13 protein-coding genes are annotated in these 13,813 nt (G+C 70.2%); 3 read left to right on the plus strand and 10 right to left on the minus strand.

The window, feature by feature from the left end; all coding sequences use genetic code 11:
- Nucleotides 1-28: 28 nt before the first annotated feature.
- Nucleotides 29-718, plus strand: coding sequence for a glutathione S-transferase family protein (locus tag ACQYVW_RS01195; protein WP_434945775.1), 690 nt, complete (start codon nt 29-31; stop codon nt 716-718).
- Here the strand turns inward: ACQYVW_RS01195 and ACQYVW_RS01200 are convergent.
- A complete protein-coding gene (locus ACQYVW_RS01200) occupies nt 715-1,440 on the minus strand; it encodes an extensin-like domain-containing protein (RefSeq protein ID WP_434945776.1) in 726 nt (241 codons plus the stop codon). The genes ACQYVW_RS01195 and ACQYVW_RS01200 overlap by 4 nt on opposite strands.
- Before the next feature lie 155 nt (nt 1,441-1,595).
- Here ACQYVW_RS01200 and ACQYVW_RS01205 point away from each other — a divergent pair, with 155 nt between their 5' ends.
- Nucleotides 1,596-1,958, plus strand: a complete 363-nt coding sequence (locus ACQYVW_RS01205) for a glycine zipper 2TM domain-containing protein (protein WP_434945777.1) — start codon at nt 1,596-1,598, stop codon at nt 1,956-1,958.
- 198 nt (nt 1,959-2,156) lie between these two features.
- On the opposite strand, the gene ACQYVW_RS01210 is transcribed toward ACQYVW_RS01205, so the two are convergent.
- Both ACQYVW_RS01210 and ACQYVW_RS01215 read right to left on the minus strand, forming a co-directional pair.
- Nucleotides 2,157-3,299 (minus strand): NAD-dependent epimerase/dehydratase family protein, encoded by a 1,143-nt coding sequence (locus ACQYVW_RS01210; protein ID WP_434945778.1) that lies wholly within the window; start codon nt 3,297-3,299, stop codon nt 2,157-2,159.
- A gap of 140 nt (nt 3,300-3,439) precedes the next feature.
- The gene (locus ACQYVW_RS01215; RefSeq protein WP_434932727.1) at nt 3,440-3,787 is read right to left on the minus strand and encodes a RidA family protein; all 348 of its coding nucleotides are present in this window, start codon (nt 3,785-3,787) and stop codon (nt 3,440-3,442) included.
- Between the two features lie 188 nt (nt 3,788-3,975).
- Here ACQYVW_RS01215 and ACQYVW_RS01220 point away from each other — a divergent pair, with 188 nt between their 5' ends.
- Entirely contained in the window at nt 3,976-4,869 is an 894-nt protein-coding gene (locus ACQYVW_RS01220; protein ID WP_434945779.1) for a BON domain-containing protein, read from the plus strand.
- Nucleotides 4,870-4,992: 123 nt separating this feature from the next.
- Here the strand turns inward: ACQYVW_RS01220 and ACQYVW_RS01225 are convergent, their stop codons facing one another.
- The 7 genes from ACQYVW_RS01225 to ACQYVW_RS01255 form a co-directional block, all read right to left on the minus strand.
- Nucleotides 4,993-7,107, minus strand: coding sequence for a M13 family metallopeptidase (locus tag ACQYVW_RS01225; RefSeq protein WP_434945780.1), 2,115 nt, complete (start codon nt 7,105-7,107; stop codon nt 4,993-4,995).
- 158 nt (nt 7,108-7,265) lie between these two features.
- Nucleotides 7,266-7,733, minus strand: coding sequence for an FKBP-type peptidyl-prolyl cis-trans isomerase (locus ACQYVW_RS01230; protein WP_434945781.1), 468 nt, complete (start codon nt 7,731-7,733; stop codon nt 7,266-7,268).
- A 191-nt stretch (nt 7,734-7,924) separates the two neighbouring features.
- Complete coding sequence (locus ACQYVW_RS01235; protein ID WP_434945782.1) at nt 7,925-8,812, minus strand: endonuclease/exonuclease/phosphatase family protein; 888 nt, start codon at nt 8,810-8,812, stop codon at nt 7,925-7,927.
- A complete protein-coding gene (locus ACQYVW_RS01240) occupies nt 8,802-10,109 on the minus strand; it encodes an acyltransferase family protein (protein WP_434945783.1) in 1,308 nt (435 codons plus the stop codon). Before ACQYVW_RS01240 ends, ACQYVW_RS01235 begins: the two co-directional genes overlap by 11 nt.
- Before the next feature lie 60 nt (nt 10,110-10,169).
- Nucleotides 10,170-10,700: a hypothetical protein gene (locus tag ACQYVW_RS01245; protein ID WP_434932733.1), complete on the minus strand. Its 531-nt coding sequence runs from the start codon at nt 10,698-10,700 to the stop codon at nt 10,170-10,172.
- A gap of 110 nt (nt 10,701-10,810) precedes the next feature.
- Entirely contained in the window at nt 10,811-12,679 is a 1,869-nt protein-coding gene (locus tag ACQYVW_RS01250; protein WP_434945784.1) for a right-handed parallel beta-helix repeat-containing protein, read from the minus strand.
- Nucleotides 12,680-12,920: 241 nt separating this feature from the next.
- The gene (locus ACQYVW_RS01255; protein WP_434945785.1) at nt 12,921-13,805 is read right to left on the minus strand and encodes an OBAP family protein; all 885 of its coding nucleotides are present in this window, start codon (nt 13,803-13,805) and stop codon (nt 12,921-12,923) included.
- Between the last annotated feature and the right edge of the window lie 8 nt (nt 13,806-13,813).

A 13,813-nucleotide genomic window follows, 5' to 3' on the forward strand; every position in this document is an offset into this window, starting at 1 on the left:
CAGACGACATCTCGCGCAGGCCCACCCGATGAAGCCGATCCTCTACGCACACCCCTTCTCTTCCTATTGCCAGAAGGTGCTGGTCTCGCTCTACGAGAACGGCACGGCCTTCGAATACCGCCAGCTCGACCAGGCCGGGCATATGCAGGAACTCACCGAGCGCTGGCCCGTCAGGCGCTTCCCGCTGCTGGTGGACGGCGATCGCACCGTGATCGAGGCCAGCACCATCATCGAGTACCTGCAACTGCATCATCCGGGGCCGCGGCCGATGATCCCGGCCGATGCGGAGGAAGCGCTGGAAGTGCGGATGCTCGACCGCTTCTTCGACAACTACGTGTCGACGCCGCAACAGAAGTTCGTGTTCGATGCGCTTCGCCCGGAGGGCGCCCGCGATCCGCACGGCGTGGCCGAGGCCGCTGCCCTGCTCGACACCGCCTATGCCTGGCTGGACGCGAGGATGGCGGGTCGTACCTGGGCAGTGGCGGAGCGTTTCAGCCTGGCCGACTGCGCGGCCGCGCCCTTCCTGTTCTACGCCCATTACACGCGTCCGATCCCGGCCGCGCTCGGGCATCTGCACGCGTATCGCAAGCGCCTGCTGGCCCGCCCCTCGTTCGCGCGCGCGGTGGACGAGGCGCGGCCGTACCGTGCGTTCTTCCCGCTGGGCGCGATCGAGGACGAGGATGCGCCGGCGGTGGGGCAGCCGGCAGTCCCCACCTAGCGGCAGATCCGCGCGCGGCCGCGATCGAAGTGGAAATGGTCGGCGTGCGCGGCGTTGTAGTCCGGGCCCAGCACCGCATCGAACCACTGGCAGGCGCCGTCGCGCAGCTCGCGCAGGAAGGCGGCTTCCGCCGTCGGCGTCGTGGCGGGCTCGCGTTCCCAGTCGGACAGGATGCGGATGCGTCGTCCGTCCTCGAGCACGAAGCCTGAGATATCGAGCGCGTCGGCGGTGGCGTGCTGGCTGCGCCGGCCGTGCTCGCGACCGTAGAGATTGCGGCAGGCGTAGGAGCCCGCATGTTCGATGCGCACCACCCGGCTGCCGAGCTGTCGCTGCGCCGCCTGCTGCAGCGCATGGCGTTCCCACATCACCAGCGACAGCGCTGCGGGGCAGCTCAATGCGAACGGCTCGCCCACCTCGACGCTGCTGCGCGAGATGCGCACGGCATTGGCGAAGCCGCAGCCTTCGCCGGTGGGGCGATCTTCCATGGCCTCCGCCACCAGCCCCGCCTGCGCGAGCGTGGCGCGACAGGCCCTGGGGTCGCCGCTGGCGCGGCTGAACTTGATTGGCGTCAGCAGGTTCGGCGGATCGTCGATCTGCAGCGGCGCCCACGGGTTCCAGGCATCGGGCAGGCGCAGCGCGCCCGACCACAGCGCCCAGGCGGCGAACGCGACCAGCAGCAGGAACAGCAGTCCGCCCAGCGGACGTCGAGGCTTCGCATCCATCGACGGCATGCTGGCTGGCGCGCGCCCAACGAGGCGTGATGGCGTTGCGGATGGCCGGCAACTGAATCGGTGCCGGCCGGTGCGGCGTATTTCACCGGGGATTTTCGCCGGTGCCTGCAGCATGCCCGCCACACCTCGAAACGGGAGACGTTCCCATGAAATCGATCCATGGCATTGCGATTGCGGCCCTGACCCTGGTGGCGACGCCGCTTGCCCAGGCGCAGAGTTATGGCCCCGAGGACGAGGGCCGCCGTTTCAGCGACGGCAGCCGCGTGGTCTGCGACGAGGTGGAGGTGCGCCGCGGCAGTGGCGACCCCAACCGCATTGCTGGCACGGCGGCCGGCGCCGTCATCGGTGGCGTGATCGGCAGCCAGGTCGGCAGCGGCAGCGGGCGCGATCTCGCGACCGTGGGTGGCGCCATCGCCGGCGGCGCCGTGGGGCGCAAGGTCCAGGGCAATTCGCAGGAGCGGCGTGGAGACCGCGTGGTCGAGCAGCGCTGCGAACGCGTCTGGCGCTGACGCCAGCGTTCTGGGTACAGGCCCGGTGAATACGGGCCCGTCCGCAAGGCAGGGTTCGATCGGCCAGCCGCGTTCGGTGCGGCTGGCCGATTGTTTTTGAGGGCTAGCTGTCGGCAGCACAGGCCGCAACGTGCCGCCCCTCGGAGGCGGCACTGGCCCGATCAATCCATCTATTGCGCGCGATGTCGTACGACAGGGTTACGTGGCCCTGCTCTTCCATGCCTGGAGAATCGCCGCTTCCTGCTCACGCGTGGGCCCTGCCTGCAGCTTGGCCTGCCGTTCCGCCGGCAGTGCGCGGAACCAGTCCATCAGGTCGGCCACGGTGGTCGCCAGCGGGCGGAAGGTCAGCCCTGCCGCGATCGCACGCGCGTTGCTCACCGATCCGTAGCCGCCGTACTGCGGATGTTCGCGCGAGACCCAAATGGGGAATCCCGTCTCGCGCGATTCCAGGAAGTCCGCCGGCACGTGCGTGAACGTCGCTTGCCCGCCCGTCACGGCGTGGCAGCCGTGGACCATCGCATCGGTGCTGAGCGTGTAGTCGGGGCCGCAGGCGTTGAAGGTGCCGGTCGTGCGATTCTCGGCCAGGCGGATCACCCACTCGCCCAGGTCGCGACCGTCGATGATCTGCACCGGATCCTCGCCATCCCCGGGCACCAGCACTTCCCCGCCCTGCGCGATGCGGTGCGGCCAGTAGGTGAAGCGGTCGGTGGCATCGCGCGGACCCACGATGTAACCGGGACGCACGATGGTCACCGCGTCCCCGAACTGGCGATGCGCCTCCGCCTCGCTCAGCGCCTTGAGCGGACCGTACAGCGCGGCCATGTCGGCGATCATGCTCTCGCGCGTCTCGGCCATCGCGTCCTTGCCGCGGTAGGCGGCGAGCGGAGCGTCCTCGGTGATCCCCGGCCGCGATCCGTCCGCATAGACCGAGATGGTGGAAATGAACAGGTACTGCTGCACCCGTCCCCGCAGCGCCTGCCCCGCGTCGCGCACCCAGAACGGCAGCGAGGTGGGATTGTCGATGCACACGTCCCACTCGCGGCCCGCCAGCGCGGACAGATCGCCGGTATTGCGGTCGCCATGCAGCTGTTCGACCTCGCTCCCCCACTCCGGCGAGGGGCTCTTGCCGCGGTTGAACAGGGTGACCCGGTGGCCTCGCGCCAGGGCGTAGTTCACCTGGAACGGGCCGGTGAAGCCCGTACCGCCGAGGATCAGGATGCGCAGTGGCTTGGCTGCGCGCGGAACGGGCGCTGGCGCGGCCGCCGCCGCGATCGAGGGGAGCGTGGCGGAGGCGGCGGCAAGCGCGCCGAGCTTGAACAGGTCGCGGCGGGTGGTGCGCATGGTCAGGATTCCCCGGATGGTGGCGATGTTCTACCACCCTCGTGCAGCCTGCTGCCCATGACGGAAGTCGGGGTCGGCCGAGCGGACAGGCCAGGCAAACCGGTAACGCGCCCGCCCGTCCCTTCGGCCCACCGGGGGACTCAGCCGGCGGCAGCCGTCACCACGATCTCCACCTTCCACTCCGGTCGCGCCAGGCGTGCCTCTACGGTGGCGCGCGATGGCGCCTGCCCCGGCAGCACCCAGGCGTCCCAGGCGCGGTTCATGCCGGCGAAATCGCCGATGTCGGCCAGGTAGATCTGCGCGCGCAGGATCCGGCTCTTGTCGCTGCCCGCCTGGGCCAGCAGATCGTCGATCGCCTGCAGCACCTCGCGCGTCTGGGTTTCGATGTCCGCGCCATCGGTCTCGGGCACCTGCCCGGCAAGGTAGACCACGCCGTTGTGGATGCTGGCTTCGGACATGCGCGGGCCGGCGTCGATGCGCTGGATCATGGGCGTTCCACGGGGAAAGGGAGCCGCACGATAGGCCACGGCCGACCCGCTGTGAAGCGGACGCGCCAGCCCGGCCGCACGTCGTTCGAGGCACGGAACCGGCGCAACGGAATTTCCACGCGGCGGATGCGTTGTCCCCACGGGCCGACAGGCAGGATCGACGTTCCCCCCAATTCACGGAGTAGGACATGGCAGACCGGGATCCACGCGGGAGCGAGCGCCAGCGCCGCCGCTCCTGGCTCGACGACAGCGACACGCGGCGCCGCGACAGCGACGACGATTACACGCGCCAGCTCGCCGACCGCTATGGCCACGGCCAGGGCGGCTACGACCGCGGCGCCTACCCCCAGGGCGGCTACGGCGAATCCACGCGCGACCACGGCGGCCTGGACCGCGACGGGCCGCGCGGCGTGCGCGGCAAGCGCGAGGCCGACAGCAGCGACGGCGATTTCCGCCCGCGCCGATCCTATCGCGGGAGCGAATACACGCCGGAGTGGTCGGGCGATGATCGCTTCACGACCGGCGTTTTCGGCGGCGGTGCCGACCAGGATTTCCGTTCCGGCGGTCAATACCAGGGCGAGAGCGGGCGTGGCGCGCAGCCGGCCTACGGCGGCGACTTCGCCGGCGGCGGCTACCTGGGGCGTGGCGGCGGAGCCGGTCCCCGCCACGAGGCGCGCAGCGGCGGTGCCTTCGGAGACAATCCACGGGGCTGGTACGGACCAGACAGCGCGAGCCGCCACGATCAGGACGACCAGCGTCGGGGCGGAGACTCCAGCCGGCAGGGCGGCGGATTCCGCGGCCGCGGGCCGAAGAACTACCTGCGTTCCGACCAGCGCATCACCGAGGATCTGTGCGAGCGGCTGACCCACGACGACGACGTCGATGCCAGCAACATCGAGGTCGAGGTAAAGCAGGGCGTGGTCACCCTGTCGGGCACGGTGGGCGAACGCTGGATGAAGCACCGCGCCGAAGACCTGGCCGAACGCTGCGGCGGCGTGCGCGACGTGGAGAACAGAATCCGCGTGCTGCGCGATGGCGGCGACTGGGACTCCCGCGGCAACACCGGGGGCGCGACGCGCTGAGCGCGGCCGGCGACTCCGTCGGCCGGAATCACGCGAGTGCTGGGGCGGCCGTGCGGAGCGGCGGACGTCCCGGAAAATCGAAAGGGGGCAGGCACCGCCTGCCCCCTCTTGCAGCCTGACCGCTTACCAGATGCGGACGCGGTCCTCGGGCGCGATCCACAGCGGGTCGCCCTGCTTCACCCCGAACGCCTCGTACCAGGCATCGATGTTGCGCAGCGGCGCGAACGCGCGGATATGCCCCGGCGAGTGGGTGCCGTTGACCAGCTGCTGGCGCAGCGCATCGTCGCGCCACAGCGTCCGCCACACCTGCGCCCAGCCCAGGAACAGGCGCTGCTCGCCGGTGAACCCGTCGATCACCGGTGTCGGCTTGCCGTCCAGCGAGCGACGGTATGCCTCCAGGGCGATGGTCAGGCCGCCCAGGTCGCCGATGTTCTCGCCCATCGCCACGCGGCCATTGATGTGCATGCCCGGCAGCTGCGGGAACTCGTAGGCCTCGTACTGTGCGCCCAGCTTCGCGGCCTGCGCCTCGAACTTCGACGCATCCTCCGCCGTCCACCAGTCGCGCAGCACGCCGGCGCCGTCGGACTTGCGGCCCTGGTCGTCGAAGCCGTGGATGATCTCGTGGCCGATCACGCCGCCGATGGCGCCGTAATTCACCGCCGGATCGGCGTCGGGATCGAAGAACGGCGGCTGCAGGATGCCGGCCGGGAACACGATCTCGTTCTTCACCGAGTTGTAGTAGGCATTCACCGTCTGCGGGGTCATGCCCCACTCGGCCTTGTCCACCGGCTTGCCGATGCGGGCGCGGCGGTAATCCCACTCGAAGGTGCGCGCGCGCAGCGCGTTGCCGAACACGTCGCCGTCGCGCACCTCCAGCGCGCTGTAGTCGCGCCACTGGTCGGGATGCCCGATCTTCAGCCCGAAGCCGGCCAGCTTGGCGCGGGCTTCGGCCTTGGTCTCGGGCGACATCCATTCCAGCGCGTCCAGGCGCGCGCCCATGGCCAGCTTCACGTTGGCCACCAGGTCGTCCATCTTGGCCTTGGCGTCGGCCGGGAAGTAGCGCGCCACGTAGTCGCGGCCGATGGCCTCGCCCATCGTGCCTTCCACGAACGAAACGGCCCGCTTCCAGCGCTCGCGCGGCTCGGGCTGGCCGGACATGAACTTCTCGCGGAACTCGTAATGCGCCTTGACGAAGCGCGCCGGCAACAGCGGCGCCATCGAGTCGACCAGGTCGGCGGCCTGCCAGGCCTTGAGCGTGTCGAGGTCGGTATCGGCGAACGCCTTGGCCATCTGCGGGATGGCGCTGTCCTGGCGCACCACGGCCACCTCGGCCTGCGCAACGCCGGAGGCCTCGAAGAAGCTCGCCCAGGGGAAGCCCGGCGCCTTGGCCGCGAACTCCGACAGCGCCAGCGGGTTGTAGGTCTTGTCGCGGTCCCGGCTCTGCGCGCGGGTCCAGTGCGCTTCGGCGATGCGGGTCTCGAAGTCCAGCACCTTCCTGGCATTGCCCTCGGGATCGTCCCAGCCGGCCAGGGTCAGCAGTTCGGCCAGGTAGGCCAGGTAACGCTCGCGCTGCGGCGCGAAGTTTTCGCGCAGGTACATCTCGCGATCGCCCAGGCCCAGGCCCGACTGCGACAGGTAGAGGGTGTACTGGTCCGGATTGCGCTGGTCGTCCGACACCATCAGCCGGTACAGGCCGCCGCCGAAGCCGCGCGAGACGCTGGCGCGCACCAGCGCATCCTTGTCGGGCGCGTCGCGCAGCTGTGCGATCAGCGGCTGCAGCGGCGCATCGCCGCGCGCCTCGATCGCGGCCTCGTCGAGGAAGTCCTGGTACAACGTGGCGATCTTGGCCGGGTCGCCGCCAGTGGCCGGATCGGCCTTGGGATAGCCGTCCAGCAGCCCGCGCACGCGCGCCTCGGACAGGTCGCGCAGCACGCGGAAGTTGCCGTAGCTCGACTGGTCGGCCGGGATCTGCGTGGTCTTGGCCCACTGCCCGCTCGCGTAGGCGAAGAAGTCGGTGCCCGGCGCGACATTGCGATCCATGCCCGCGGTGTCGAAGCCCCAGCTGCCATAGCGCTGCGCCTGGATGGTGCCGCCCGCCGCGCCGCCGCCAGCCTCGACCGGTACCAGCGCCTGCAGCGTGCAGGCCTCGTCCAGGCAGCCGTGACCGTCATGGGCCAGCGCCGGCGCAGACAGGGCCAAGGCCAGCAGCGTGGCTGCCGACAAGATGTTTCTCTTCAAGATCGCTCTCCAATCTATTGATATTCAAAGAAGGCGGTCTTGCACGCATGCCGCCCTGCGGCGAGCATAGCGATGGTGGCGCCCTGCCACCCGGGCCAAATGGCATGGGCGGGCGCAGTTGCCGGGACGGGCCGCACGGACGGCCCATCAGGCCGCGTTCAGCCCTGCTCGACCCGGCCGGACTGCTTCTCGGCCTCGGTGGCCTCGCGCACGTCGAGCACGCGCACGTCGAAATGCAGGGTCTCGCCGGCCAGGGGATGGTTGCCGTCGATGCGCACGGTATCGCCGGCGACCTCGACCACGGTCACCAGCAGTGCGCCGCGCTCGCTGGTCGCCTCGAACTGCATGCCCGGCTCGACCTTGTCTACGCCCTGGAAGGCCGCGCGGGGCAGCAGCTGCACCATGGCTTCGTTGCGAGGGCCGTAGCCGTCTTCCGGCCGCACGTCGACCTGCAGCGCGTCCCCTGCCCGCTTGCCGGCCAGCGCCTGTTCCAGGCCCCGGATGATGTTGCCCGCGCCGTGGAAGTAGCGCAGCGGACGACCGTCCGAGGACTGGTCGATGATCCGACCGTCATCGCCGGTCAGGGTGTAGTGGATGCTCGCAACGCGCGCGGCGGCAATCTCCATGGAGGATCTCCTTGGACGGTATGAAGTGAAGGGAGGGATCCGCGAAGAACACCGGTGCAGTCACGGCGCAGGGCGGATGGGCCCACCTTAGCCCCGGCACGCGGTCGGCGCAAACGCGACCATTCAGGGGAGCGACGGGTTTGGCACTGTTGCTGCCAGGCGCGCGTGACGCGTCCTGCTCGCGAGCAGGCTCAGCGTGCAGGCGGCTGGGCAGCGAACTCGACCAGCACTGGGAAGTGATCCGACACGTGCCGTCCGTCGACCGGCTGCGCCAGGGTGCGCGCCGTCAGCGGCTGCAACCCGCGCGACAGCACCCAGTCGATGCGAGCTCCGGGTGTGCCGGTGAAACCGTGGAAGCTGCCTTCCGGCCCCTCCCGCCGCGGTGCCTGCTCCCAGGCATCGTGCAGGACCGCTGTGAGGCGGCGGTGCACGGCGCCGCCGGGAACGTCGTTGAAGTCGCCCAGCACGATCGCCGGCCCGTCCGCGATCGCCCCCAACCTCTGCAGGATCAGCCCGGCGCCGCGCAGGCGCGCATCCCCGTCTTCGGCCCGGTACGGCAGATGGGTGTTGAACAGGTGCAGCCGCAGGCCGTCGGCACGACGCTCGAACAGGCCCCAGCTGACCATGCGCGGATACGGATGCCCCCAGCTGATGCTGCCGGGCAGCTCCGGGCTGTCGGACAGCCAGAAATGTCCCGATGCCAGCAGGCGCATGGCGTCGCGGCGATAGAAGATCCCCATGTGCTCGTCGCTGTCGCCGCCACGCCGGCCCACTCCGAACCAGGCGTACTCCGGCAGGCGGGCGGCCAGGTCGTCGGCCTGGCTGCGCATGAGTTCCTGGGTGCCGATCAGATCTGGCGCGGTGTCGCCGATCAGCCGCGCCATCGCGTCGCGGCGCAGGGTCCAGTGGTCGGCGCCGTCCGCGTCGAGCGGCAGGCGCACGTTGAGCGTCATCACCCGCAGCGGGGCCGAGGCCGATGGCAGCGAGCGGCAGGCGGACAGCCCCAGCAGCAGGCAGGCGACGAGGAGTCCGAGCCCGGCCGCGGCCCGCCGGCGGATGCGGCGTGGATCATGCGACATCGGTACCTCCGCGTGCGGCTTGCACGCCGCGCTGGCGCAACTGCCACGACGCCAGCAGCACCAGCGGCAGCGCGAGCACCGCGCCCGGCCAGACGCCACCCAGCAGTGCCGCGGCCAGGCCCGCGTACAGCGCGATGCCGCCAACCAGGATGCGGGCCAGCCCGTCCACTGCGGGGACCTCGCGAACGCGGCCCAGTTCGAAGCGCAGCACCGCCGCGATCACGGGCGCGACCATCAGCAGGCACAGCCCGATCCAGCAGGCGCGTCCCAGCCAGAAGCCCGGCTCCCCGGGTAGTCCGGCATCGATCGGCAGGCCCAGGCGTTCGCCGAGCCAGGCCGCCGGCAGTTCTGCCAGCTTGTGCCACAGGTACAGCGGCATGCCGAGCGCGCCGAGCACCGCGATCGCCCGCGCAGGCGCGTGTCCTGCAAGTACACGCCGCGCGAGCGGTTCGAACGCGAGCACCGCGCCTACCTGGAGCCACATCACCCCGATCAGCGCGAGCGTGGGCGGCAGCATGTTGTTGCCTGCCAGGGCCACGCCCACCATGGCCAGCGGGTAGCCGCCCGCCATCGCCAGCAGCAGCCAGGCCGCGCCCAGCGACAGGAACGCCAGGCCGGCGCCGACACCGCGGAACCGCCCGCGCCTCCAGGCGATGCCCAACTGCTGTGGAATCAGCCAGACCACCAGCATGTTGAGCCAGGCGATGCCGGCGGGCCGCTCGGACACGCGCAGGCCCAGGTCGCGCAGATGCTGCAGCGAGGCGATGTCGGCGCGGACCAGGTCCAGCACCGCGGCGACCAGCACCAGCGCCAGGACCGCGGCGCCCCCGAAGCGCGTATCCAGGCGCAGGCACCAGGGCAGCAGCGCCTGCACCGTGAGCAGCATCAGCAGGAACCACAGATGGATGGTCAGCGACTGGTCGAACACGGTGAGCACGCGCCCGCCCGACAGCAGTCCGAACAGGGCCAGCGCCACCAGGACAGCCAGATAGGTCACCGTCGGCCGCGCCAGCGACAGCGCACGCGATGCCCACCAACCCCGCTGCCCGTCTCCGTCCATGCGCCTGGCGACGCCGTCGGCGCTTACCGCCGCCGAGACGAACACGAACAGCGGCACCACCTGCACCAGCCAGGTCAGCATCCCTGCGGCCTGCCAGCTGGCCAGCAGGTGGTCGGTACCCACGAGGCGGCCGCCGGACAGCCGCGGCAGCGTCGCCACCCAGTGGCCGAACACCACCACCAGCAGTGCGCCGGCGCGCAGGGCATCCGGATACGGGTCGCGCTGTGGCCTGGACATGGGCGATCCGGTTCGGTGACGGCGCATGTTAGCGCCGGGCCGAGGCTGCCACATGCGGATCTAGAGCGTCTGCGTCACGTCGGCGCCACGGGCGGACAGGAACGCCGCCGCGCGGCTGCACTGTTCCCGGCTCAGTGCGTGGACCACGACCGTGGTGCGTCCCTGCGCCATCGCATCATGGGTGGCGTGGATGTAGCGGTCGTGGTCGGGGCGCAGCGACACCAGCCCGCCCAGCAGCAGGCCCGCGGTCGCGCCGAAGAACAGCAGCACCAGGACCGCGGCGATGGGCGACTGCACGATGAAGGGCACCTGCCCCCAGTACAGCAGCCCGAACGCCAGCAAGCCCAGCACAGCGCCCCAGAGTCCCAGCCACATGTGGGCGACGACGATCGTGCGCCAGATGCCGCCGCCTTCGGGTTCGAGCTGGATGTCCACATGGGTCGAATCGGGACCGACCAGCTTGACCTGCGGCAGCGCGATGTCCATCTCGCGGCACATCGCCGCCGCTGCCTCGTGCGCCGCGCGGCGACTGTCGAACACCGCCGCCAGCTTGCTGTTGGAAACCTCGCCGGTGACGGGGATGTCGGACATCGCCTGGAACCCTTGCTGCGTGCGCGCATGGTTCCAGAGGCCATGTCGGCCCGACGTGAGGCGTGCACGCGGCGCGCCCCCGCCAGACCGACATGCCAGCGGCTGCGGGGCTAGTTGCCTGCCGACACAGCCGGATACGCACCCGGCAACGCATCACCGCGCCAGCCCAGCACCTCGCGTGCTTCGTCGGGCACGGCCGCCGGCTGCAGCGCCGCATGCGGCCGCGCGAGTTCGAAGCCTCGCAGGTCCACGCTGCGGAACAGCGCGCCGTGCGGCAACGCCAGCGACACGCCGCGGGACTCCGCGCCCGCCGCCTTCTGGAAGGCGGCTAGGCTGTCGTACTTGGCCAGGCAGTCCTTGCCGCGCACGGGGCTCCAGGTCACCAGCGGCTCGTCGCTGGGACCGCGCACGTAGACGTTGCCCTCGATCCGCGTCGACATCGGGCGGGTCAGCGTGCCGCACATCGCCGCGGGCTGGTCGAAGTGCAGCAGCGGCTGCGTGAAGCCTTCTCCGCCGACCAGCAGGTTGCGCTCGAACACATGGCCCTCGCGTTCGTCGACGTCGGGGCCCGTGGCCGGGTGCCAGGCGAAGTGGTCGGCGGTGGCGCTGCGCTCGTTGCGGTCGAACATCGCCGGCGAGTTGTAGAACGTGTTCTGGTAGACGCGTGCGTCGGCGCTGTTGAGGATGCGGATCCCCTGCTCGTTGTCCACGAACACGTTTCCGGCCACCACCACGCCCCGGGAGATCTCGAAGAAGAAGCCGATCCCGGTGCCTTCGACGTGGTTGTTGGCGAACACGCCGTCGCGGTTGCCCACGTCGTACCAGACTCCGTTGGAATGCGGATGCTCGATGATCAGGTTGTCGCGCACCGTCACGCGCCAGGACTGGTTGAAGATCTTCACCGCGGCCGGGAAGTAGCCGGTGAGCTGTTCGATGTTGTTGCGGCGCACGATGTTGCGTTCCAGCAGCACGTCCGACGAGCCGATGACGTAGATGCCCTCGGTGCCGGTGTCGCTGATCAGCGAGTTGCGGATCGTCAGCCCATCGCCGCGGAAGTAGCCGGCCACGCGCGAGGTGAAGCTGATGGTCACGTTCTCCAGCGTGGTGCCGACCACCTCCTTGCCGTGCTGCGAGGGATCGGAAATCCCCACTGGATCGTCGGTCGGCTCGTCGTTCGGGCCCGTGGACGGCTTCTTGCCCTCGATATCGATGGCGCGGAAGGCGTACTGGGTGAAGGTCAGGCCGCGGATGGTCGGCCCCTTCCCGTCGGACTCCTTGCCGTGCACCGCGCGCGAGGGGCGATGCAGGGCGATATCGTGGGCGGTGATCTCGATCTCGTGCTTGGCCGGGTCGACGCCGACGTACACGTAGCCGCGCTCGTAGTCGATGTAGTAGCCGCCATCGCCCAGCTCGCCTGCCCAGCCCTGCGAGAGCAGCGGCTTGCCGTCGACGAACACCATGTCGTTGTTGAAGCGGTGCAGCGGCGTGCGCATGCCTTCGCGTTCCACCCGCCACCAGGCCAGCGGCTGGGCCGGGAACAGCCGGTCCCATTTGACGCGCCAGACGCCGTCGCGCAGTTCCTCCCACCCGGTCGCGACCTGCGTGCCCTTCAGCACCGGGCGCTCGTCGAGGTAGGGCTGCAGGGTGATGCCCTGGTTGAGCTGCAGGCCGCCGGTGCGATAGGTACCGCCGCGCAGGACGATGCTGTCGCCCGTGACCACGCGCGCGATGGCCGCTTCGATGGTGGTCGGACGCTCGGCCGAGCTGCCCGGCGCGGCGGCGTCGCCGTCCGGTGCCACGAAGTACACGGTGCCCTGGCTCGGAACCTCGTAAGACTGGGGAATCGGACCATAGGGGCCACCGGAGGGCTGCGCGAGCGCCGCGGGCGCTACGGCCAGCGCGATCAGGAGCAGGAGCAGACCCGGGATGACGGGCGTGCGACGCGAACGCGCGGACAGCGCGTTGAGGGACAGCGGCATGTGGTTCCTCCCAGAGACAGCCGACGACATTGGACACGCGGACAGCGGCCGCATGTTAGCGCTATCAGAAGGTAGCACCCGGAACGCCGGCTGGCGACAAGGCCGGTTCGACCGACCTGTCTCTCCACCTGGATGTACGCATGCCCGGTGACGACGCCCAAGGCGTCCCGCAGGGCAGGAATGCGACGGCTGCAGCGCGTCTCCGCCGGCGACCCGTGGGCCAGCGGACCAGGTGACTGTCTCAGGGCCGCGTGGGCGAGCCCTCGTTTTCCGGTTCGTCGGCCCCTGCACCGCCGCTGCGGCCGGCCTGCGGGGCGTCGGGGTGTGCGCTGCCATCGGAGTCGGCGTTGCGTTCGGGCGTCTCCCCCGTCGCCTGGGACGCAGCCGGCTGGTGCGCATGTCCGGTTGGATCCGGCACCTGGTACACCTGCCCCCGCTGCCAGGCATCCGCGCCCGGATCGACCGGAGGCGCCGGGATGTCGGCACGATCGGCGCGCTTGGCCTGGCTGTCGATGCCCAGGCGCTCGTCACGCGCGGCGATCATCGCCGGGTCGGCCTGTCCGTCGGCAGTGAAGCCCATCATCAGCTGCGGCACGCCGTAAGGCAGTTCCAGGTCCTGGTCGGTATGCCAGGTGTGCCAGGTCTTGCCATAGGTGCCCACCAACTTCTGCATCAGTGCGTGTTCGGCCACCTCAGGAAGGCCTGGCGCGACCAGGGCGCCGGATTTCACCTCGTGCACATGGCTGTGCCACAGCGCCTTTTCCTCTGCGGGCAGCCCTGCGAACAGTTCGCCGCTGACGATGTATTCCACGCCCATGATCTTGGCCTCGCGCACGCTGCCGTCGTAGATCACGCACTGGATCAGGTCGTCGTTGAGCACCGCGCAGTAGTGATGCGCTTCCATCTGCGCGTCCATGCGGCCGTTGTAGAAATGGAAGCCGTCGAGATAGGCATTGAGCGCCTCGATCGGCGGCTTGTCCTGGATCGCGGCGGCGCCAGCGTCCAGCGCCCGGGTCATCGGGCTCTCGTCCTGTCCAGGCGCGTCCACACCCGACTCGGTGTCGTTGCCGCCGCAGGCGGCGAGCAGGAGCGCCATCGCGGCGGCTGCGGGGAACTTGTGGTGCATTTCATCCT

The sequence above is a fragment of the Luteimonas campi genome (genome assembly GCF_051162505.1).
Classification (GTDB): Bacteria; Pseudomonadota; Gammaproteobacteria; order Xanthomonadales; family Xanthomonadaceae; genus Luteimonas.

Bases quoted from the DNA above. Each gene is read 5' to 3' on its own strand.
- ACQYVW_RS01195 (WP_434945775.1), top strand. From the start codon at position 29: ATGAAGCCGATCCTCTACGCACACCCCTTCTCTTCCTATTGCCAGAAG.
- ACQYVW_RS01200 (WP_434945776.1), bottom strand. From the start codon at position 1,440: ATGGATGCGAAGCCTCGACGTCCGCTGGGCGGACTGCTGTTCCTGCTG.
- ACQYVW_RS01205 (WP_434945777.1), top strand. From the start codon at position 1,596: ATGAAATCGATCCATGGCATTGCGATTGCGGCCCTGACCCTGGTGGCG.
- ACQYVW_RS01210 (WP_434945778.1), bottom strand. From the start codon at position 3,299: ATGCGCACCACCCGCCGCGACCTGTTCAAGCTCGGCGCGCTTGCCGCC.
- ACQYVW_RS01215 (WP_434932727.1), bottom strand. From the start codon at position 3,787: ATGATCCAGCGCATCGACGCCGGCCCGCGCATGTCCGAAGCCAGCATC.
- ACQYVW_RS01220 (WP_434945779.1), top strand. From the start codon at position 3,976: ATGGCAGACCGGGATCCACGCGGGAGCGAGCGCCAGCGCCGCCGCTCC.
- ACQYVW_RS01230 (WP_434945781.1), bottom strand. From the start codon at position 7,733: ATGGAGATTGCCGCCGCGCGCGTTGCGAGCATCCACTACACCCTGACC.
- ACQYVW_RS01235 (WP_434945782.1), bottom strand. From the start codon at position 8,812: ATGTCGCATGATCCACGCCGCATCCGCCGGCGGGCCGCGGCCGGGCTC.
- ACQYVW_RS01240 (WP_434945783.1), bottom strand. From the start codon at position 10,109: ATGTCCAGGCCACAGCGCGACCCGTATCCGGATGCCCTGCGCGCCGGC.
- ACQYVW_RS01245 (WP_434932733.1), bottom strand. From the start codon at position 10,700: ATGTCCGACATCCCCGTCACCGGCGAGGTTTCCAACAGCAAGCTGGCG.
- ACQYVW_RS01250 (WP_434945784.1), bottom strand. From the start codon at position 12,679: ATGCCGCTGTCCCTCAACGCGCTGTCCGCGCGTTCGCGTCGCACGCCC.
- ACQYVW_RS01255 (WP_434945785.1), bottom strand. From the start codon at position 13,805: ATGCACCACAAGTTCCCCGCAGCCGCCGCGATGGCGCTCCTGCTCGCC.